Source organism: Roseovarius sp. EL26 (assembly GCF_900327775.1).
Classification (GTDB): domain Bacteria; phylum Pseudomonadota; class Alphaproteobacteria; order Rhodobacterales; family Rhodobacteraceae; genus Roseovarius.
Genome location: NZ_OUMZ01000007.1, coordinates 2,220,213 through 2,241,427, shown reverse-complemented (window position 1 = coordinate 2,241,427; position 21,215 = coordinate 2,220,213). Strand labels below are relative to the sequence as shown.

Here is a 21,215-nt window from a genome sequence, read left to right as displayed (position 1 = left end):
AGGACAATATTCAAATCTGCTGAGTAGCTGAATTGAACTTTACCCTCAGAGATACAGGTGGCTACTATCTCGTATTTTCAAACCCACAAAATGACAATTAAGGGTTCGATAATTGGTTTTTAACTAAGCAAGATGCGTTATTAAATCTAGACGATTGGCAAATTAATATCATATGGGCATTGTCAAGTTAACCGCTTGCGCCGTGTTCGGGGCAGGGATAGCGTATCGGTATGACCAGTAGATGCCCATTTAAATATTTCAAATCCAGTCGTGATGTCATCCGTTTCGCCGTGAAGTTGCGGATCCATTATGGGCTCTCGCTTCGGCAATGAGAGGATATGCTGGCCGAGCGCGGCATTGATGTCAGCGAGCCGTAGGGTAGATGATATTTGCCCACCGCTTTTGGGTGCCATGGAACTTCACGTCATTCGCTCACCCTGATGGCCGTCCCTTAGCCTTGCATCACCACTCCGTCCGCGCGCCCCTCCTTTGCGTACCAAACCCGCGTACAACCTGTACACAATTTCCAGCGGCGGGCTTTTATGAAACGGGTTAGATTTTGCTGGTCTCGCTCATAGGTAGGGTTGACCTCCTTTCCTCCATGAAATATCAGGTGAATCTGTTGAGCGGGCGTTGTGTAGTGGTAAGACCTTAGCCTTCCAAGCTAATGACGCGGGTTCGATTCCCGCCGCCCGCTCCAGAAATTCATTTCCGACAACTTACCTGCAAAAGAAAAACTTAACCTTTGTTAATGCATTGATAATACGCGGTTTATGTGTTTTTGAACGTTTGTCTTCCAATCTAATGACCCGGTTTCCATTCCCGCGGCCCGCTCCATAAATCTTCCTTTGACTTCATGGGCTAATCAATCCGCAAGCGGTTTGCTGCTACAAACGTTTATGGTTTATACGAAAGTGCGGTTGCGGGGCTACATTGGGCGGGCAGGGGGGTAGCGATGAAAACGGCGTTTCGTGATATCAGGGATGAGCTGCGGCGACGTATCATTGAAAACGAATGGCCACCCGGTGCTTTGATTCCAAATGAAATGGAGCTTTGTGCTGAGTTCAGCTGCGCGCGGGCCACGGTTAATCGGGCCATGCGCGAATTGGCCGAAGAAGGGCTGGTTGTGCGCCGTCGCAAGGCGGGCACGCGCGTGCGGGACGTACCGCGCAAGCAGGCCACGTTTGAGGTTCCGGTGGTGCGCAAAGAAATTGAGGCACGTGGCGAGCGATACAGGTTTGCATTGATCAACCGCACTACATGTCCCGCCCCTGCTTGGCTCTGTGCCCGGTTGGGACTGCCGGCGGAGGCGGCCGTTTTGCATTTGACGTGCCTGCATTCTGCGGATGACCATCCCTATCAGTATGAGGATCGCTGGATCAATCTTGCCGCCCTACCACAGGCTGAGCAAGCTGATTTCTCGACCATTGGCCCCAATGAATGGCTGCTGGCTACAGTTCCCTATACCGACGCGCAGATCAGTTTTGGTGCGGCAAATGCAGACGAAGATCTGGCGCACCACTTAGGGTGCTCGTTCGGGGATGCCTTGTTCACGGCAGAGCGGATGACATCATTTCAGGGTCAGCCGATCACCTATGTACGCATGCTACATCAGCGTGGTCATAAGATGTCGATGCAATATTAGGCTCTAATCCAGTTAATTACAGACATTCGAGCAGAGAGTGGATGGCTTTGCTATAGCGCGCAGTAATCTGCGCCCGTGCAATGTGTTGTCCTTCGCGAACCATATGCCTGCCAGCAGACCAAGTGTCAGTTATGACCTGATCGGACGCGGCAAAACATAACCCGTCCAGAACCTGAGCATCACTCAGGGCGGATAACGTTGGATGTGTTCGATCCACGGCCACTAAGTCAGCCAACTTCCCGATAGAGATCGCCCCGGCGTCGCGATTTAGTGCCTGCGCACCACCCCGTGCGGCCCCACAATATAACGCGGCACCAGTCGATCCACCATCAACGGCCAATACATTGCGCTGCATGTCGCGCAGACGTTGGGAGTATTCCAACACACGCAGTTCTTCAGTCAGGGAGATGCGCACATTCGAATCTGACCCAAGGCCAAAGTTTCCGCTATGTTGTAGATAAGTTGGACCATTGAAAGCCCCGTCGCCTAGATTGGCCTCGGTAATTGGACATAGCCCAGCCACAGCGCCGCTTTCAGCCATGGCGATGGTTTCAACTTTGGTCATGTGGGTGGCATGGATCAGACACCAGCGAGCATTAACGTCGACGTTGCTCAACAGCCATTCCACTGGCCGTTGCCCCAGTTTCGTGGACACTTCTGCCACTTCTTGCAGCTGCTCGGAAACATGAATGTGCACTGGCCCATCGGGTGCGTTCGCCAAGGTTTGCGTCAAATCGCCCGGGGAGGTTGCCCGTAGTGAATGTGGCGCAATGCCAATACGTGCGTCATCGGGGAGGGCGCTGAGGTTATGGCGACACTCTTCAACCAATCTCAAAAACCGCTCAACATCGTTGCCAAAGCGAAGTTGCCCCCCAGCCAAGGGTTCTTGGTTAACTCCGCCATAGGTATAGAGTACGGGCAGATGGGTCAGGCCGATGCCGGTTGTGGTCGCTGCGGCAAAAATACGTTGGCTCATTTCTGACAACTTGGAGTAAGCTGCCCCGCCAGGTTGGTGATGGAGGTAGTGAAATTCACCAACCGAAGCGTATCCGGTTTCCTGCATTTCCATGAACACAAGTGCCGCGATCGCTTCAACTTGTTCTGGCGTCAGGTGATCAAGGAAGCGGTACATTAGGCTGCGCCAGCTCCAGAAACTGTCTTTGCCAGTTACGCGGGTTTCGGTCATGCCCGCCATTGCGCGCTGAAAGGAATGGCTGTGCAGATTGGCGAGTGCAGGCAAGAGGCAATCAACGCCAAGATCCTCTGCCTTACGGCCAACGCCAGTGTCGATGCTGGCGATTTTACCGTCTTGTACGGTCACTCTGACATCGTTTGCCCAGTCGTTTCCCAGCAAGACGGATTGCGCGTGGATTTGCATGGTGTTTCCATTATGTATAGACAATAAATACCTACAGCGTTATAGACAAAACATCAAGGGTTCTAGGTTCTGGTAAAAATTCGATGAAAAAATGGATTTTATACAACATTCAGTTGGCAACGATGGTTGCGTCATCTCTACCTTATAGTCTGATCAAAAATGCCTCTGTTGTGATTGAGGCAGGGAAAATTGCGTGGGTTGGCCCTTTGGATGCGCTGCCGGAGACGCATCAAGCGGCTGAGCGGTGTGATCTGGGCGGCCGTCTGGTGACGCCGGGTTTGATCGATTGCCATACGCATGTAGTGTTTGGCGGCGACCGTGCGGCAGAGTTTGAGATGCGTCTGAATGGGGCTGGGTATGAAGAGATTGCTCGGGCTGGGGGCGGGATCAATTCGACAGTGCGGGCCACGCGCGCGGCCAACCTTGAAACACTGGTCACTGATGCTTTGCCGCGGGTTGATGCGCTGATCGCAGAAGGACTGACCACGATAGAGATTAAGTCCGGCTACGGGTTGGAGCGAGACGCCGAACTGAACATGCTGCGCGCCGCGCGCCGCATTGCAGACCTGCGGCCCGTTATGGTTAAAACAACATATCTGGGCGCCCATGCCGTTCCATCAGAATATGCAGGGCGCGATGACGCCTATATTGACGAGGTAGTCATTCCGACCCTGTGCGACGCCCATGCAGAAGGGTTGGTGGATGCGGTCGATGGGTTTTGTGAGGGCATCGCGTTTCAGCCAGCGCAAATCGCGCGGGTTTTTGACACGGCAAGGGCGCTGGGTCTGCCGGTCAAACTTCATGCCGAGCAGCTCTCAAATCTGGGAGGAGCTAAACTGGCCGCCTCATATGGCGCATTGTCCGCTGACCACATCGAATATCTGGATGAGGATGGCGTGATTGCCATGGCGCAGGCGAACGCAACAGGCGTGATCTTACCTGGGGCGTTCTACACGTTACGTGAAACACAACAGCCACCGATTGACCTGTTGCGCAAACATGGGGTGCCGATGGCATTGGCCACCGATTGCAATCCGGGATCATCGCCGCTGACATCTCTATTGCTGACCATGAATATGGCTTGCACCCTGTTTCGGATGACACCGGAAGAAGCGCTGGCGGGTGTGACACGCAATGCGGCTGACGCGCTGGGGCTAGATGACAGGGGTGTGATTGCGGCAGGAAAACGTGCTGATCTGGCGGTTTGGGATGTGGCGCACCCGGCCGAGCTTTCTTATCGCATCGGGTTCAACCCGCTGTATCAACGCATCTTTCAGGGACAGACAAACCCATGCTGACACTTATTCCCGGCCAAACCGATCTAGTGCAATTACACGAAATTTATTGGACTCAGCCCGCGGTCACATTAGATAACGCTTGCAAGCCACAGGTGGTGTTAGCAGCTGAAAAAGTGGCGGCAGCTGCGGCAGGTGATGTACCGGTTTACGGGGTAAACACTGGCTTTGGTAAACTTGCGTCTCTTAAAATCGAGCCGGAAAATACCGCGCAGTTGCAGCGCAACCTGATCCTGTCGCATTGCTGTGGGGTGGGTGACCCGGTTGACCGCCGGATAACGCGCCTGATGATGACATTGAAGCTGCTGTCATTTGGGCGCGGGGCCTCTGGCGTGCGTTGGGAACTGGTCCAGCTATTGCAGGAAATGCTGGCGCAGGGGGTGACACCGGTTATTCCGGCCCAAGGGTCCGTCGGGGCTTCGGGTGATCTGGCCCCGTTGGCCCATATGACGGCTGTCATCATCGGCGAAGGTGAGGCTGAATATAACGGTCAGGTGTTGCCGGGGGCCAAGGCACTGGCGCAGGCTGGGTTGGCTCCAATTGATTTGGGCCCAAAGGAAGGGCTGGCCTTCATTAATGGCACACAGTTTTCCACCGCCTATGCGCTTGCCGGCCTGTTCGAGGGTTGGCGCGCGGCGCAAAATGCACTGGTGATCTCGGCCTTGTCGACAGATGCGATCATGGGATCCACTGCACCATTGCAACCTGAAATTCACGAACTGCGCGGCCATCGTGGCCAGATCGAAGCGGCGGCTTCCATGCGTGCGGTGTTGTCGGGGTCAGAGATTCGCGAAAGCCACCGCGAAGGGGATAGCCGTGTGCAGGATCCGTATTGCATTCGTTGTCAGCCACAGGTCACTGGGGCGGCAATGGATGTACTGCGACAAGCGGCACAAACGCTGTTGATCGAGGCGAACGCAGCGACTGATAACCCGCTGGTTCTGACTGAAAGTGACATGATTGTCTCGGGTGGTAATTTTCATGCCGAACCCGTGGGTTTTGCTGCCGACATGATGGCCTTGGCCCTGTCCGAAATCGGCGCCATTTCGCAACGCCGCATCGCGCTGATGGTCGATCCGACGCTGAGTTTTGATCTGCCACCGTTCCTGACCCCCGAACCGGGGCTGAATTCTGGCCTGATGATTGCTGAAGTGACAACTGCTGCCCTGATGAGTGAAAACAAGCATCTGGCCAACCCGTGCGTGACCGATAGCACGCCAACCTCTGCCAATCAGGAAGATCATGTGTCCATGGCCGCCCACGGCGCACGGCGTTTGGGTCGGATGGTTGGGAACCTGCACTATATCCTTGGGGTCGAACTGCTTTGTGCCGCGCAGGGGGTAGAGTTTCGCGCGCCGCTCAGCACCAGCCCAGCCCTGCAAGTCGTGATTGGGCGGTTGCGGCAAGACGTCGAAACCCTTGGGGATGATCGCTATATGGCCCCTGATCTGGAAGCCGCCAAAACCCTCGTTGCAGAGGCAGCGTTGCTTGCCGATGGTGATTTACCCTTGCCGGAACTGATCTAATGCAGGTGGTCACGGTACAGCCGGGCGATAGCCCCATTGTTCTGGGTCAACCGCATGGTGGCATATCGGTGCCAGATGAAATTCTGGTGCGACTGAATCAAAATGGGCGTGTTTTGGCAGACACGGACTGGCATATCGATAGGCTCTATGATGGGCTTTTGCCCGGTGCAACGGTGGTGCAGTCGCATATCCACCGCTATGTGATTGATGCCAATCGCGATCCGCAGGGCGTGTCGCTTTATCCCGGGCAGAACACCACGACACTGGTGCCGCTGACGGATTTTGACGGCGTGCCGATTTGGCATGACGGGCAAGAACCTTCAGCAGATGAAGTCGAAGAGCGAAAAGTGTGGTTTCACACACCTTATCACGCGGCACTGACGCAGGAATTGGAGCGTGTCAAAGCCAAACACGGCGTGGCGATCTTGTTCGATTGCCATTCGATCCGTTCAAACATTCCTTTCCTGTTTGACGGTAAGTTGCCGATTTTCAATACCGGCACCAACAATGGTGAAACTTGCGCCGCCAGAATTCAGCAGATGGTTCATAGCATTGCTGAAACTTCGGGGATGTCGGCGGTTCTGAATGAACGTTTCAAAGGTGGCTGGACAACACGCCACTATGGCCGCCCTGAAACCGGCATCCACGCGGTGCAAATGGAAATCTCGCAGCGGGCTTATATGCACGAGGGTCCACATTGGAATTTCGATGCGACATACGCAGCTAAGATCAGACCGCACTTGCGGAAAATGCTTAAAAAACTCAACACACTTGCCCGTTCGGGCAGCTTGCAATCAGAAGGGAATGCCCAATGAGCGATCCTCGTAAAAACACCCGCGATGTATTTCCACCCACGGGCACGGAACTGAATGCCAAAAGCTGGCTGACCGAGGCGCCCTTGCGGATGCTGATGAACAACCTGCATCCTGACGTGGCTGAAAACCCGCATGAATTGGTGGTTTACGGCGGCATTGGGCGTGCGGCACGGACTTGGAAAGATTTTGACCTGATCTGTGAGAGCCTGAAGGATCTGGAAGAGGACGAAACCCTTGTGGTGCAGTCGGGCAAACCCGTAGCCATTGTGCGCACGCATAAGGATGCGCCGCGCGTGTTAATTGCCAACTCCAACCTTGTGCCACATTGGGCGAACTGGGATCATTTTAACGAGCTCGATAAAAAAGGCTTGATGATGTACGGGCAGATGACGGCTGGATCCTGGATCTACATCGGTAGTCAAGGTATCGTACAGGGGACATATGAGACCTTCATGGAAGCTGGTCGTCAGCATTATGGCGGTAATCTCAAGGGCCGCTGGATCCTGACTGGAGGTCTTGGCGGTATGGGTGGGGCGCAGCCCCTAGCGGCAGTGATGGCCGGGGCCTGCTGTCTTGCGGTCGAGTGTGACGAGAAAAGCGCCGAGTTCCGCAAGCGCACCCGCTATGTTGATGAGATCACTCATAGCCTTGATGATGCTTTGGGTATGATCGACCATTGGACCAAGGCAGGAGAGGCCAAATCTGTTGGCTTGATTGGTAATGCTGCAGATATTTTCCCAGAGATTTACCAACGTGGTGTGCGGCCCGACATCGTGACGGATCAGACCTCTGCGCATGATCCGGTGAATGGCTACTTGCCGCAGGGTTGGACTGTAGCGGAATGGCGCTCGCGTATCGAAACAGAGCCTAAAACAGTGGAAAAGGCCGCGCGCGCGTCGATGAAAGTGCAGGTTGCCGCAATGGTGGATTTTCACAACGGTGGCGTGCCGACAGTTGATTACGGTAACAACATCCGCCAGATGGCACTGGAGGAAGGGCTGGAAGATGCCTTTGCCTTCCCCGGCTTTGTGCCGGCTTATATTCGACCGCTGTTTTGTCGTGGCATCGGCCCGTTCCGCTGGGCGGCCTTGTCGGGCGATCCCGAGGATATCTATAAGACCGACCAAAAAGTGAAAGAGATCCTGCCGGATAACAAACACCTGCATAATTGGTTGGATATGGCGCGTGAGCGGATTGATTTCCAAGGTCTGCCTGCGCGGATCTGCTGGGTTGGTCTGGGGGACCGTCACCGTCTAGGGTTGGCCTTTAATGAGATGGTTAAAAGCGGCGAGTTGAAAGCTCCGGTTGTGATTGGGCGTGACCATTTGGATTCAGGTTCAGTTGCTTCGCCCAACCGCGAAACCGAGGCGATGCGCGATGGTTCTGATGCCGTGTCCGATTGGCCTTTGCTGAATGCGTTGGTCAATACGGCATCCGGCGCGACATGGGTGTCGCTACACCATGGCGGCGGGGTTGGCATGGGTTTCAGTCAACACTCTGGCGTTGTGATCTGTGCCGATGGCACGGATGAGGCGGCCAAGCGGCTGGAACGGGTGCTGTGGAACGATCCAGCCTCGGGCGTTTGGCGTCACGCGGATGCAGGGTATGAAAGCGCTAAGGATTGTGCGCGCCTACATGGTTTGCGCCTGCCGGGTATCCTTGGCTGACATTTGGCAATGGCATGCTGAGCAGAGAAATCAACTTGATGCCACCCATGGGGCGATGATAGAGCAAAAGCCAGCGGCGGGTATGGTGAAATGGTCTCATGCGAGCTTCCCAAGCTCTAGTTGCGGGTTCAATTCCCGCTACCCGCTCCAATGTATTCAACTTGCGGCTTCTTTGTACATTTTCAGGAAACGCTGTGCGCCATAATCTGCATAGTTTAGAGCCTTGCCATGTAGAAAGCCATTGGGAAGGGTTTCGATCGCTTCACGAATGACCGAAGAACGGCTGGATTGAAGGTCAGCTTGTTTGCGCAGGCGGCGCATCACTTTTCCTGCCAATATGCGGCTTTCCAGAAACGTATTCGAAAACACCCCGCCTGAATATTGCGATGGGGGCGCTTCGCCATTAATCGAAATGTGCAAGCAGTTTGCTAGATACTCTTTGATCAGGGCTACGTGGTGTTCGCATTTAAGGCCATGCCCGAGGCCCGACATCGCATGACGGGCATAAAACGGGCTAAGCCTTTGTCTGCCTTCGCGCGCCAGTTTTTGATTCCAGATGCCAAAACGCTTGGTCATGTAAAATCTATCCAGCATTTCGGCTTGCGATTGGCTTTGCGCAGACAGGGCGTGAACCGTTTCTGTTAACCTCTCTGATGCGCCAAATTTTTGCGTAAACGCATCAATGGCATCACCGGTGTTACGTTGAAAGAGTCTTTGGAAAGGGTGATATGGGTAAAAGTAACCGCCCCCCCCATCGCCGCATATGGTCGGCTCTGCTGCGTGTCCACGTGAGGCGAGGATAGGGTTATGATTTTTGATTTTAGCTGTGCAAGCATGGATAAAACATGATTTTATGCCCCTTCCACATCAACCTTAACCGGCTTGTTCCAGTAATTCTCTGATTTCGCGTAGTTTTTCGGCAGCCAATTCCGGTGTTTCTCGTATTTGGTCAAGGACATTTACGATTTTTTCCTTTGTAGCGTCGCCCAAAGAGCTTTCTTTCAAGGCCTGAACAGCAGTCTTGAAATCAAAGCCGTCCTCGGAAATGATACCTGTGTCCTGCCATGAGGCCACAAGATCCTTGGCTTGCTGGCTCAGGCTTTGCGCCGAGTCCGCTGCATAGTCTGCAAATTCATCCGCGGCTGATCGCAATTCCTTCTGCAGAGTTTCTTGTGTGCCTTTCACGCTATCCACAAGCGCATCCCCGACGCCAGTCGCAGCATTCCCCAAGTCCTGAAACGCGGTCCCCAGTTTTTCTGAAGGTGTTGGTTCTGGGCGGTTGAATGCCACTACAATCACTGCAAGGACTGTGACACCAATCGCCGCGAAAGTGATTTTGCTCATTGTTAACTCCACTATAATTGGGTCTGGGGCCTATCAGTCTATTGTCGAATTGCGTTTGTGGCAGCCCTAAAACAGACCAAAGCACTAGGTTTTTGAAGTATGTGCTCAGATTTACTTTACGGCACGTTGTCTGTTGATCAAGTGGGTTGCCGGCCATACGCGGCTTCCCACAAATCTGTTTTTGTGGAAGATACTGGCTCGCTTCTGCCCGTTGGGGTTGGTAACGTTTGAATATGTTCCGGGGTGTTCTTCTCTTCTTGGTGTTATTGGCGGCCTGTGGGAGGCCGCTGACCTCATCTGAGGTCTCATTTGCGAGCCAGCTTTATGGCGAGAGCCTGAACATCAATCGCATAAGGGTGATGAATGGTGCTTTGATTGGTAAGGTCACGTATGATCGCCAAAAACGCCCCCGCCTAACCTGCCGTGAACGTATTTTACCAGAGCCGACAACTGAAAAGGTGACGGTCTCAGCCGCTGCTATTGTGTTACATAATAAGGTCTTTTTTTCGAAAGACTGGTTTGAGTCGAATTTTTTGCCCGCTTATCCAGAACGTTTCAGCCTGATCCACGCGATGTTGTTTGCGCATGAGTTGGCCCATGTCTGGCAATGGCAAAACCGTGCCCTGACAGGCTATTCCCCGTTCAAGGCGGCGCGTGAGCACAGTAGCGGCAATGACCCCTATCTGTTTGATGTCGCGACCGATACGTCACTGCTGGATTATGGTTATGAGCAGCAGGCTAGTATTGTCGAAGAATATGTCTGCTGCGCCACGCTGGATCCTACGGCGCCTCGGACAAAAAGGTTAGAAACCCTTCTTCGGGGCAGCTTCCCTTTGCAGAAGCTCAGTATTCCGCAACAGGTAGCCCTGCCCTGGGGTGAGGCGCAGATCGACGGTATTTGCCGATGATCACAAAATGCTGAACAAAGGTGCTGTATCTTGCTCAAGGGGCCATAGAGGCATTAAATTTTTGACATCACATATCAGGGTAAGGTGATGGCTATGGATAACCAACTGCTCTTTTTGATCCTTCCTTTCACGGTTGGGATTATCGGCACGCTGTTTTTGTTCCGCAAACCCGCCGGACATCGTGTCTGGAAGGTGGCTGATTTGCTCTGGATCGTGTTGGGCGGATTTGGTGCATTTGGCGCTATACTGGCCGGGGTATACACCGATGACAGTTCACGGATCGAGCGCCAAATTGATATCGCCTATGCGACAACGACGGCCTTTGACCGTGATGCCGCGCGTTTTCGCCTGCATTACTGCCAATCTGATATTAACCAATATGTTTCGATTTTGTGCGACAAGGTCGATTATCTGTCGGCGTCAACGGCAGGGAATGCCGAATTACCTTTATTCATCGAAGTGACCAATCAGGTTTCTCCATTACAAGGGTTGCGTTTTGTTTTAGGTCGCCCAGGTAGTGAGAACACAGATATGGAAACCATGGTCGAAGCCGCAGATAATTTTGATCCAGACCAGTTTCTGGCCTTCGCCGCCTTTGATGAACATACCCTGATGGCGATGGGGGCCTTACGGGGTATACAGCCCGGCGTGGCTGGGGATTTTCAAATTCTTGCGCAAAGCTATGAAAAGTTGATTTCGCAGGTTCGAACACTCAAAACAGAATGGGAGTTCTTGCAAGAAAACGCGTTTCTTTTGTTGCTGCAAATTATCTCACTCTCTTTGGTGAGCTTTGCTGCGCCTTTTCGGTTGGGAAAGTCGTTGGTGGAGCTCCGTGCAGCGCGATAAATTTTGCGCCGCACGGAACGGTACCCAGTGGAGGGGTATTGGCCAACATCCGTGCACAAAACACAGAACCAGATAAAGGATGTTGGTCGCGCCCTTGATCATAAATACCAAGTTGCAATAGTTACCTTCGGGTTGGTTCCCTAATGACACGCGAGAACAGATGTTCGAATCCGAAAGTCACGAATGTCGCATTCTGCTCATGAATGGCGGGGTTGTGCAGTTCACGCTGCGCGAATTGCGAGGATTTGTTCGCAGTAAGAATATAATTGTTCTTTCTTTTGCGACATTGTTTCTACTTGTTCTAGGGAATCCAGTGCTGTTTCCGACCTTACCGCACTATACATCACGGGCATTCTATTGGGGCCTGTGTATCGTACTTTATCTTTTGATCGTGCCAAGCTGGGTCAAATATACTTTCTCACTCTGGACGAAGCTGACCTCAGCACCCTTGCCTTTGTTGTGCTGTACTCCTCTTTTAGTGGTTGCTCTTTCGTATTTTGCGGACAATTTATCCATTGCTATGGGAGACTGGGCACCAGACCGAGGTGTCGAAATGACCTGGGTCACTGTTGTAAAGAACTGCCTGATCGGTCAAATCTTAGACACGGTAAGTTTGAGTTGGCTTTTGCCACTGTATCGCGCCCGTCAAGCCGATGAACAAGGGCCAAACCAAGCCGATGATCTGCGAGTAGAAGAAACGGTCACATCCGCCGAGACGGATATGATTGGTGAATTCGTGGTCTTGAACGGGCGATCCATCCCGTGGCGCAGTGTGCTCCATGTGAAAAGTGCAGAACACTATCTGGTTGTGACGACAAAAACTGGGGCGACTGAATACCGCGCGCGGATGAAAGACTTTATCCGCCAAATGAGCGCAGAGAGCGGTTTGCAGACGCATCGATCGTACTGGGTGTCCGCAGACGATGCTTTGGAGTTGTCGGGTAACGTCATCAAAACACGATCAGGTGTTGATATTCCGGTATCTCGAGGGCGGGCAGCGGAGGTTCGTGATTGGTTTCGATCTCAAGTCAAGTTGCATTAGCCAGCGTGAGTAACCGATCATTACCCGCTCCATCTGTTGCGTTGTCGCTCCCAGTGCCACCGGTCAGGGTATCGTCGCCTATACCTCCGGTAATGGTATCGTTCCCGCCACGCCGATCAATGGCAATACCTGCCGTGTTTGTAGAAGCATAAGCGTCTCAGCAGAATCTGTGGTCAGATAGCTATCTGTGTTATCAAGTAATTCTGGCCCGGTGATATCAAAGCCATTTGTCAGTGTTGACTTAACATCAAGAAATTTGACTTCACCAATCAAGTCATCGTCTGCAGTAAAGTTAGACTTACCAAACAGGCTAGGCTCTGTGGCAAAGTTAGTTAAATTGACGTGCCGTGGATCCTCTCTCAATGATACGCAATTCACACTTCTCTTTAACCAAATCGGCGTGCTTATCAGCTATTTCGTCGGTTAGGTGCTTTGCAGCTAGCGAGCCAATGTTTTTGGCAGGAATCCGAATAGTCGACAAGCCTGGTTCAATTTCACCAGAACCTTTGAAATCGCCAATTCCCATAACCGAAAGATCTGCGGGAACATCTATAGATAGTTTCTGAGCTGCATATAGTGCACCTTGGGCGATGATGTCATTGCCACACAAAATAGCTGTGGGAATGTTGTTTTCTTTTAACAATGATAAACAGGCGCGTTTTGCCTCGGCGATATTATAAGGGGCCTCTAATATCCAATTTTCGGGGACCTCAACATCTTTGCTTCGCAATTCATTTAAGGCACCATGAAATCTATCATATGCGCGATCATTCCCTGCCGTGCTAGGGAACACGAGGCTAATTTTTCGATGTCCGAGCGATAGAAGGTGATGGGCTGCCAAGCGACCGGCTTCGGTGTTTTCTACACCTACACATGACATATTGGTGTTCTCGCTATAGTTCCAAATCGCAATAATCGGTATACCTTGTTGTTCGATCAAATGATGGGTCGCATCTGAATGCTCAAGGCCAATCACAGCCAATCCGTCAACCCGGTGCTCAAGCAGCTTGCGCAGCATTGCGTACTCACGGTCAAGATCGAACCCATGTGACGCAATCAACATTGTAAAACCACAAGCGTCGAGCTCGGTCGTAAACGACTGAATAAGTTCAGCAAATATTGCGTTATCAATTGTTGGTACAACCAGGCCAATTGTTCCACTTCTCTTGCCATGCATTACTTGAGCGGCGCGATTACGGATGTACCCAAGTTTTATGACCGCGCGTTCGACCCTCCTTCGAGTCGTTGGGTTCACCAGATCCGGGTGATTAAAGCTTCTCGATACGGTTGAAATGGAAACTCTTGCAGCCTTTGCTACATCCACAATATCTGGTTTATTATCATTAATAACAGTCATTTAGGATACATTTTTCCAATTTTTATGAAAACGTTTGCAATACTATTTTCATGACGTAACCTTTTCTGTCAATCAAAAGCTTTTGGTGGGATGAGAACTTGGAATTTCTTTATTACTTCGGAGATGTCTTTGCCCCTGTGTCCTTTGGGCTCTTAATCTTGGGCACGGTTGGTGGCTTAATTTTAGGGGCAACACCGGGGCTTTCTCCCACAATGGCAGTTGCTCTACTGATCCCGTTCACGTTTCACCTTCAACCCGTCCAAGGTTTGATTTTGTTGGGTGCTGCCTATACCTCAACGGTTGCGGGTGGTGCAGTAAGTGCAATCTTGCTCAAGATTCCCGGCGCACCAGCGAATATCGCGACAACTTTGGATGGCCACACAATGGCCAAACAAGGCAAAGGCGCAAAAGCGCTTCAACTTAGCTTTCTAGCATCGGCAGTGGGTGGGGTGATCGGAGTTCTTCTGTTGATTTTCTTGACCCCAGTTTTGTCTAAATGGGCGCTTGCTTTTGGGCCAAGTCATCTGTTTTGGCTGGCCATCCTCGGCGTCACCGTAATTGGGTCTTTGGATTCTTCATCTGTAGTGAAGGGGCTATTGTCCGGCTGTATTGGATTGTGGCTTGCCACGATTGGATTTGACGACATCATGGGCGCACAGCGCTTTATCTTTCATCCTGCGCTTGGGGGCGGGATCAACATTATAGCTGCTTTGATTGGCCTGTTCGCGATCCCTCAAGTTCTGACCATGTTTGCAAAAGGGCGTAGCGACAAAGGAGCCGAAGTGATCGCCGTTGAAAAACATTCGGTGATCGACGCTGTTCGAGAAGTCGCTCGACAACCACGCGCCCTTTCCATCGGAACTATAACCGGATCAATCATTGGACTTATTCCCGGGGTCGGAGGGCAGATCGCAGGCCTAGTTGCCTATGACCAAGCCAAAAAATTCAGCCCACACCGGGATCAATTTGGCAAGGGACACCCTGAAGGTGTCATTGCCGCAGAAGCAGCAAACAACGCCATGGTTGGCCCCAGCCTTGTGCCCTTATTGACGCTATCAATTCCTGGTTCACCAACCGCAGCCGTCTTACTTGGGGGCTTGCTGATACACGGAATTTTCCCCGGTACTGATCTTTTTGACAATCATCCAGACGTTGCTTGGACCTTCATCAACTCGATGCTGATCGGGCAAATTTTGATGTGTATTTTTGGGCTCTATGTTGCTGGGTTGGCCGCACGCGTTGCTCAAGTCCCACAGAGTGTGATGGCTGCCGTGGTTTTGGGGCTGGCAGTCTTTGGCAGCTATTCAGTCCAATCATCAATGGGCGATGTCTACGTCATGGCCGCACTTGGTGTGATGATGTATTTTCTGGAACGGTTTGGGTTTTCCGCAGCCCCACTTGTATTGGGCCTGATCCTCGGCCCAATTGCCGAAGCCAACTTCATCCAGGGCAGCATGATTGCAAGTGCCACTGACGGGCTTGGTGCGTACTTCTTGAGCGGCGCTTTGAACATCGCGCTCATCGGAGCGGTCGTCGCATCGATTATTTATTCGTCATGGATGGAAATCAAATCTCGCCGCTACACGTCAAAAGAGGAGATCATGGGATGACGGTACCTTCTTTGCCCCGCGTACAGCACATTGTCGCATCTGGAGTTATTGCAGCAGTTGGGTGCTGGGTTGCTTGGGTTAGTTACACGCAGCAACCAGCAGAAGCATTCTTGTTCCCAAGACTGATATCTACGGTCTTCGTTGTTCTTGCACTATGGACATTTGCCAAGGCGCTTATGGGATGGACCAAAGTCGGGCACGGGCTAGGCAGAACAGATGTCATCAATCTGTTTCCGGGTTTGATCATCGCTTTGATTTACGTGTTCTGGCTTGCCAAGGCGATTGGGTTTTACACTGCAGGTGCAATCGTCTTTTTCATCCTGCTTTCAATTTACGATCCGGCATCTCATCGCGAGCTAAAAACCTGGATCAAACGCATGATCATTACTGCCTGCTATTTGGTCGTTATGTACGGCCTCTTTGCCAAGCTGTTGAAAGTCTACACACCACGCGAGATCTTTTTCTAAAACGTTGCGGAAAACGCAACTGAGCAACAATCCTAGGGAGGAAAAAATGAAGAAACTTATTTTAGGAGCAACTTTAGCTCTCACAACATTAGCTGGCGGCGTAGTTTTCGCAGACGCTTACCCTGAGCGCCCCGTCATGATGATGGTCAGTTACGGCGCTGGTGGCGCGACAGACTTTCAGGCACGCATTGTGACTATGACAGCTGGCAACGAAGATGCTCTTGGCATGCCAATTGCTATCATCAACAAACCTGGTGCAGGTGGCCGTGTTGGCTGGAACTGGTTTGCGACACAAGCTGAAGCTGACGGCTACACCCTTGGGGCTTACAACGTCCCGCATTTCATTGCGCAATCAATCAAAGGCGGTGTCGAATATTCCACTGACAGTTTTGAACCAATTGCGAATTGGGGTGCGGACCCTGCCGTTTTCGTTGTGGCAACAGACAGCCCGATGAATTCTATGGATGATGTTGTCGCTTTTGCCAATGAGAACCCCGGTAAGCTTACTTTTTCTGGCGCGGGTCTGTTCGTCGGGCACCACATTGCAGCGTTACAGCTTGAAAAAGCAGCAGGTGTGAAAATGGCTTATATCCCCACCAAAGGTGGCGGGGCTGCAGCAATGAAGGCCGTGATCGCCGGCGAGGTCATAGGAGGGGTGAATAATTTGTCCGATGCCTTTCGCGCGCAAGAGGCAGGGAATGTAAAAATTCTTGGCGTGTTCGATCTTGAGCGTAATGCATTCTTACCGGACGTCCCAACCCTGAAAGAGCAAGGCTATGATATCGACAATGCCAGCGTGAATTTTCGCGGCATCATGGTGCCAAAGGGGACGCCGCAAGAGGTGATCGATACCTTGGCCGCAACAGTTCCGGAAATGTTCAAAAACGGAAAAGTTTCCAAAAAAATGGATGCGGGCGGATCCCCAATGCACATCATGACCCGCGATGAAGTCATCGAAATGTGGGCCGCTCGGGAAGAAACACTCAAAGAACTGCTGGCAGGACTTTAAGCCACTGCTCACCAAAGGACGGGGCCGATTGCTGCCCTGTCCAAACCAAGGGAGATTTCCAAGATGAACGCACATGATGACATCGCTCAGGTGGAGCTAATCATGGCGCGCGCTCGTGTCGCTCAGAAAAACTACGAGTTCGGGGCGACTCAGGGTCGATATGACCGCGCTGCTGAAGCCGCTGCATGGGCCATCATGGAACCAACGCGCAACCAGGAACTGGCCGAACTTGCGGTGAAGACAACTGGCCTTGGGAACGCTCCGGACAAGGTTACAAAAAACCACCGCAAAACACTTGGCCTGATGCGTGATATCAAGGATGTTCAAACCTGTGGAATTCTGTCCGATGATCCTGACACCGGAATTACAGAAATCGCGCGTCCTTTGGGTGTTGTGGGGGCTGTGGTGCCATCCACAAATCCCGCGGCAACGCCAGCTAACAACATCATCAATGCCCTGAAATGCGGCAATTCAATTGTCGTGGCTCCTTCGCCAAAGGGTGTTGCGTGCTGTGAAGTGTTATTAGAATACATTCATGCGGAGTTTGCTAAAATCGGGCTGGATCAGGATTTGGTTCAGATGTTGCCAGCCCCTGGTTCTAAGGCAAAGACGCAGGCGATGATGGAATTGGCCGACCGGGTGATATGTACCGGCAGTCAAAATAACGTGTATCGCGCGCAAACCTGTGGCACCCCGGCTGTTGCTGTTGGTGCAGGAAATGTCACAAGCATTGTAGATGAAACTGCTGATCTGGTAGCAGCGGCGCAAAAGATTACGGCGTCTAAAATCTTTGACAACGCAACATCGTGCTCTTCGGAAAATTCAATTATTGTTGTTGATGCAGTTTACACTGATTTTGTTACAGCTTTAGCAGCGGAAGGCGGTGCGCTTGTCACGGATGAGGCTGCGATTGTTGAAAAGCTGTGGCCAGATGGGCACCTGAACCGGGAGGTGATCGCCCAAGATGCTGATAAAATGATCGCAGCGCTTGGCATGGCGAAAAATGTGCCGTCCAACACCAAGTTCCTTGCCGTTGAAACTTCGGGCATTGGGGCAGATAATCCGCTGTCTGGTGAGAAATTGAGCCGAGTTGTCGCGGTGTACCGTGCCAGAGATTATGAAGACGCCCGAAGCATTGCCGCACGCATTTTGAATTACCAAGGTGCGGGCCATTCGCTTGGCATACACACCAGCGAAGACCAACGCGCGATTGAACTGGGTCAACAGATGCCAACTTGTCGGGTCATCGTAAATCAGGCTCATACCTTTGCCACAGGCGGGTCATTCACGAATGGCATGCCCTTCTCCCTCTCGATGGGATGCGGGAGCTGGGGCGGCAATTCGATAGACGACAATCTGCATTGGAAGCACTTTATCCAGACGACGAGGATCATTCGAGAAATTGCGCCAAGGCAACCTTCGCTTGAAGACATCTTCAGCGACTATTGGGAGGCATCAGGGCAATGATATTTGATCCTGAGATACCTCCCCTAGGAACCGTTCGTGATTGGTTAGATCATCGAGCTGCGGTATCCGGTGACACAATAGCGTATCACTTTTTTGACGGATCCCCGCCACTTAAATGGGCAAGCCTTCGAGATAAGGCGCGCAACATCGCTTGGCACTTGACCTCAACTGGATTGGAAAAAGGGGAAAGCGTCGCGATCCTTCAACCCAATGGTCAAGACGCTATCGAATGCCTTTATGGCGTTCTGTACGGAGGATTTTGTGCAGCAATTATCAACCTTGTCGCTGGGGACGAGGCGATTGGTTATGCTCTTGGTCACTGTGGTGCTCGTGTAGCTTTTGGTGGCAATCAGCAGATTGATCTCTTTGAACGTGTGCGACCGGTCAAGTTGGAACTTATGACGGATATGCCAACGCTCCAATCGGGCAAACTGCATGATATATCTTCGACAGATGCTGCATTGCTCATGTACACGTCTGGCACAACTGGGCGGCCCAAAGGTGTTGTTCACAGCCACTCCAGTTTACTTGCAGGGGGCTGGACCCCCACCGTTTCGCACAAACTGACATCCGAAGATTGTGGATTGTGTGTGCTTCCGATTTACCACATCAATGGCCTTTGCGTCACCATACTCAGTGCCCTTATCTCAGGCGGTTCTGTTGCCGTCGCTGAGAAGTTCTCCTCTCGAAATTTCTGGAATCAATGTTCTGAATCGCAAGCGACGTGGTTTTCAGTTGTTCCGACTATCATTTCTCACTTGTTGCACTCGGACGTCACGCCCGATCAAGCAACGCGCGACAGATTGCGGTTTGGACGATCTGCAAGCTCACCTCTGGCGCCCGATGTTCAAAACAGCTTTGAAAATCGATTTGAAGTTCCGATTGTCGAAACCATGGGACTGACGGAGACGGCTGCTCAGATTTTATCAAACCCTTTGCCTCCCGGAATTCGTAAAATTGGTTCCCCTGGTAAAGCCTATGGGAACGAAGCCTGTATTTTGTCGTCTGACTTCACTCCGCTGGGACCAAACATTCAGGGCGAAATTGCGGTACGCGGACCAAATGTGATGCGCGAATACCTTAACAATCCGCAGGCTACGAAAGATACTTTCACGCCCGATGGTTGGTTGCGTACCGGGGATTTGGGGCATGTCGATGAGGATGGGTATTTCTTTGTCACGGGCCGCCTGAAGGAACTTATTATTAAAGGCGGGGAAAACATCGCCCCCCGAGAAATCGATGAAGCCCTGTATTCGCACCCCGATGTAATCGAGGCCGCTGCTTTTGCGCGACCTTGCAAAATTTACGGCGAAAGGGTCGAAGCTGCTGTTAAGCTAAAAGAAGGCTCCGAATTGGGGTCAGATAGACTAATCAAAATATGCAATGACAAAGTAGGGAAGTTTAAGTCCCCCGAAATAGTGCATGTCCTAGACGACCTGCCAAAGGGACCTTCTGGTAAAATTCAGAGAAAACAGCTTGTGCATTTAACAAAGAACGCCTCTGCATAGCTTTGATTTGTAGGTGCAGCGAAAGACTGCTTCCCGACCCCCTTACCATGGGTATTCTGTCTCCTTATCTAAGTTGGTGGAGTTTAGGCGCAAAAGCCATGTGCCGCCGACCTCAAGACATTGCCCGTCATCATAGCCGGGCTCTCGACGTTCCTGCAGAACATTTCTTCGATGCGGTCATTAAGGCTGTGCCACCTGGGGAACGGATTTAACACTCTGATTTCGTGCGTTAATCACGCAATCCACAAAGGGTTTGTACGGCTTTTCGTGTGACCAAAGAGTGATCTTCGCGTCCAAAAATTTCCTCGAACCCCATACTCAAATAGAGACGGCTTCACCCCGAAAGCATCGTTGTGAAGCCGCTCAATGTACACCTTATGTATAGATAATGGACCCGAGTTTGCCCATTTGACCTCATGTAACTTATTGTTTTTACTATGACTCATATTTGAATGTGACTCTTTGGCGTCCATAAAATACACATAGCATGTACATTAATTCTAAGTACTATTTGTCATGAAATTTGAGCCCTCAGTTTGAGCTGATGGTTGTTCTGATGCCTTATGGCCCACGAAGTCGCCCTCTCGCATCACAGAAAATCAAAGACCAACTGCTGTGAGGCATTCAGCAGCCTGATTTTTCGCCCCATTGATGCTTCTGCTTTCAAAGTAACTTCGGCAGCAGCACGTGCATCTTCTCCAGCATCATGGTGTTTGAATTGAAGCCCTAACACCTTTTTGAGATTGGCCAGACCATGCCCACCATTGCCCCGCAACTCCGGCCAGGCTTGGCGAGCGATGGCAACGCTGTCTGACCATACCGACTTCAACACTTGAAGTCCTGCAAGTCGGCACGCTGCATCAAAGGCTTTCTCATCGTAACGGCTATGTTGAATAAGCGGATATGTCTCAAGAACCGGACGCAGGTCAGGCAATATTTCTGCAAATTTGGGGGCGTTCTTGATAGTTGCAGCATCAATGCCATGCAATCGCGTATTGCCTGCGGCGAATGGCGTGCGAGGATCGATGTAAGTGCTGTAAGTCGCAATTGAGTTGTCAAACCCAACAAAAGCCAGGCCGATTTGACAGATGCTCGCGATGTCATATCCGGCAGTCTCTACGTCTACAGCTATGAATCTGAGATTGTCGCTTAGCGGTTCGACCTGATTGAAACAGGTTGGTAAAGACAAAGGTGCAGCATTGGCCATGACAACGACTTTCCCACGTTCATCGATCAACGCAAAGCAGCTTTGTTGCTAATGGCCAAAGCCGGGTTTTCACTCCTGGCACGCTAAACCCGATAGCAGACATTAATGCGAAACGCAGAGAATG

General features: G+C 51.7%; 19 protein-coding genes and 2 tRNA genes. 15 read left to right on the top strand and 6 right to left on the bottom strand.

Translation table 11 applies throughout. The features are described 5' to 3' along the window. Positions 1 to 626 precede the first annotated feature (626 nt). Positions 627 to 700, top strand: a tRNA-Gly gene (locus D9A02_RS19090). A gap of 255 nt (positions 701 to 955) precedes the next feature. After that, positions 956 to 1,645 (top strand): GntR family transcriptional regulator, encoded by a 690-nt coding sequence (locus D9A02_RS19085; RefSeq protein ID WP_120502433.1) that lies wholly within the window; start codon positions 956 to 958, stop codon positions 1,643 to 1,645. Positions 1,646 to 1,661: 16 nt separating this feature from the next. Here the strand turns inward: D9A02_RS19085 and D9A02_RS19080 are convergent, their stop codons facing one another. Next, positions 1,662 to 3,023, bottom strand: a complete 1,362-nt coding sequence (locus D9A02_RS19080) for a formimidoylglutamate deiminase (RefSeq protein WP_120502432.1) — start codon at positions 3,021 to 3,023, stop codon at positions 1,662 to 1,664. 83 nt (positions 3,024 to 3,106) lie between these two features. Between D9A02_RS19080 and hutI the strand changes: the two genes are divergently transcribed. The 5 genes from hutI (at position 3,107) to D9A02_RS19055 (ending at position 8,476) form a co-directional block, all read left to right on the top strand. Beyond that, positions 3,107 to 4,321, top strand: a complete 1,215-nt coding sequence (gene hutI, locus D9A02_RS19075; RefSeq protein WP_120502431.1) for an imidazolonepropionase — start codon at positions 3,107 to 3,109, stop codon at positions 4,319 to 4,321. After that, positions 4,315 to 5,844 (top strand): histidine ammonia-lyase, encoded by a 1,530-nt coding sequence (gene hutH, locus D9A02_RS19070; RefSeq protein ID WP_120502430.1) that lies wholly within the window; start codon positions 4,315 to 4,317, stop codon positions 5,842 to 5,844. Before hutI ends, hutH begins: the two co-directional genes overlap by 7 nt. After that, positions 5,844 to 6,659, top strand: coding sequence for an N-formylglutamate deformylase (gene hutG / locus D9A02_RS19065; RefSeq protein ID WP_120502429.1), 816 nt, complete (start codon positions 5,844 to 5,846; stop codon positions 6,657 to 6,659). The genes hutH and hutG overlap by 1 nt, the downstream gene beginning before the upstream one ends. Beyond that, on the top strand, positions 6,656 to 8,326 hold the full coding sequence (gene hutU, locus D9A02_RS19060; RefSeq protein WP_120502428.1) for a urocanate hydratase: 1,671 nt from the start codon (positions 6,656 to 6,658) through the stop codon (positions 8,324 to 8,326). The genes hutG and hutU overlap by 4 nt, the downstream gene beginning before the upstream one ends. A 76-nt stretch (positions 8,327 to 8,402) precedes the next feature. Further along, positions 8,403 to 8,476, top strand: a tRNA-Gly gene (locus tag D9A02_RS19055). Positions 8,477 to 8,482: 6 nt separating this feature from the next. Here the strand turns inward: D9A02_RS19055 and D9A02_RS19050 are convergent. Together D9A02_RS19050 and D9A02_RS19045 are read right to left on the bottom strand one after the other, a co-directional pair. Next, on the bottom strand, positions 8,483 to 8,902 hold the full coding sequence (locus tag D9A02_RS19050; RefSeq protein WP_120502427.1) for a hypothetical protein: 420 nt from the start codon (positions 8,900 to 8,902) through the stop codon (positions 8,483 to 8,485). 297 nt (positions 8,903 to 9,199) lie between these two features. Beyond that, positions 9,200 to 9,670, bottom strand: coding sequence for a hypothetical protein (locus D9A02_RS19045; protein ID WP_120502426.1), 471 nt, complete (start codon positions 9,668 to 9,670; stop codon positions 9,200 to 9,202). Positions 9,671 to 9,903: 233 nt separating this feature from the next. On the opposite strand from D9A02_RS19045, the gene D9A02_RS19040 reads away from it, so the two are divergent. The 3 genes from D9A02_RS19040 to D9A02_RS19030 all read left to right on the top strand — a co-directional run bounded on the left by D9A02_RS19040 (position 9,904) and on the right by D9A02_RS19030 (position 12,466). Next, positions 9,904 to 10,578, top strand: a complete 675-nt coding sequence (locus D9A02_RS19040; RefSeq protein ID WP_120502425.1) for a hypothetical protein — start codon at positions 9,904 to 9,906, stop codon at positions 10,576 to 10,578. A gap of 93 nt (positions 10,579 to 10,671) precedes the next feature. After that, positions 10,672 to 11,424, top strand: a complete 753-nt coding sequence (locus D9A02_RS19035) for a hypothetical protein (protein WP_254054682.1) — start codon at positions 10,672 to 10,674, stop codon at positions 11,422 to 11,424. Between the two features lie 214 nt (positions 11,425 to 11,638). Then, entirely contained in the window at positions 11,639 to 12,466 is an 828-nt protein-coding gene (locus tag D9A02_RS19030; RefSeq protein WP_162933138.1) for a LytTR family DNA-binding domain-containing protein, read from the top strand. Here the strand turns inward: D9A02_RS19030 and D9A02_RS19300 are convergent. Both D9A02_RS19300 and D9A02_RS19020 read right to left on the bottom strand, forming a co-directional pair. Then, the gene (locus D9A02_RS19300; RefSeq protein ID WP_301951102.1) at positions 12,453 to 12,587 is read right to left on the bottom strand and encodes a hypothetical protein; all 135 of its coding nucleotides are present in this window, start codon (positions 12,585 to 12,587) and stop codon (positions 12,453 to 12,455) included. The two genes, D9A02_RS19030 and D9A02_RS19300, sit on opposite strands and share 14 nt — an antisense overlap. A gap of 207 nt (positions 12,588 to 12,794) precedes the next feature. Beyond that, positions 12,795 to 13,823 carry a LacI family DNA-binding transcriptional regulator gene (locus tag D9A02_RS19020; RefSeq protein WP_120502421.1) on the bottom strand — a complete coding sequence of 343 codons (1,029 nt, stop codon included), beginning with the start codon at positions 13,821 to 13,823 and terminating at the stop codon, positions 12,795 to 12,797. A gap of 98 nt (positions 13,824 to 13,921) precedes the next feature. Here D9A02_RS19020 and D9A02_RS19015 point away from each other — a divergent pair, with 98 nt between their 5' ends. The 5 genes from D9A02_RS19015 to D9A02_RS18995 all read left to right on the top strand — a co-directional run bounded on the left by D9A02_RS19015 (position 13,922) and on the right by D9A02_RS18995 (position 19,884). Continuing rightward, positions 13,922 to 15,433, top strand: a complete 1,512-nt coding sequence (locus D9A02_RS19015; protein WP_120502420.1) for a tripartite tricarboxylate transporter permease — start codon at positions 13,922 to 13,924, stop codon at positions 15,431 to 15,433. Beyond that, on the top strand, positions 15,430 to 15,900 hold the full coding sequence (locus D9A02_RS19010) for a tripartite tricarboxylate transporter TctB family protein (protein ID WP_120502419.1): 471 nt from the start codon (positions 15,430 to 15,432) through the stop codon (positions 15,898 to 15,900). The genes D9A02_RS19015 and D9A02_RS19010 overlap by 4 nt, the downstream gene beginning before the upstream one ends. Before the next feature lie 46 nt (positions 15,901 to 15,946). Beyond that, positions 15,947 to 16,909, top strand: a complete 963-nt coding sequence (locus tag D9A02_RS19005) for a tripartite tricarboxylate transporter substrate binding protein (RefSeq protein WP_120502418.1) — start codon at positions 15,947 to 15,949, stop codon at positions 16,907 to 16,909. A gap of 63 nt (positions 16,910 to 16,972) precedes the next feature. Continuing rightward, positions 16,973 to 18,376, top strand: coding sequence for an aldehyde dehydrogenase family protein (locus D9A02_RS19000; protein WP_120502417.1), 1,404 nt, complete (start codon positions 16,973 to 16,975; stop codon positions 18,374 to 18,376). Beyond that, positions 18,373 to 19,884: a class I adenylate-forming enzyme family protein gene (locus D9A02_RS18995; RefSeq protein ID WP_120502416.1), complete on the top strand. Its 1,512-nt coding sequence runs from the start codon at positions 18,373 to 18,375 to the stop codon at positions 19,882 to 19,884. The genes D9A02_RS19000 and D9A02_RS18995 overlap by 4 nt, the downstream gene beginning before the upstream one ends. A 589-nt stretch (positions 19,885 to 20,473) precedes the next feature. Here the strand turns inward: D9A02_RS18995 and D9A02_RS18985 are convergent. Next, complete coding sequence (locus D9A02_RS18985; RefSeq protein ID WP_120502415.1) at positions 20,474 to 21,091, bottom strand: exonuclease domain-containing protein; 618 nt, start codon at positions 21,089 to 21,091, stop codon at positions 20,474 to 20,476. Positions 21,092 to 21,215 lie beyond the last annotated feature (124 nt).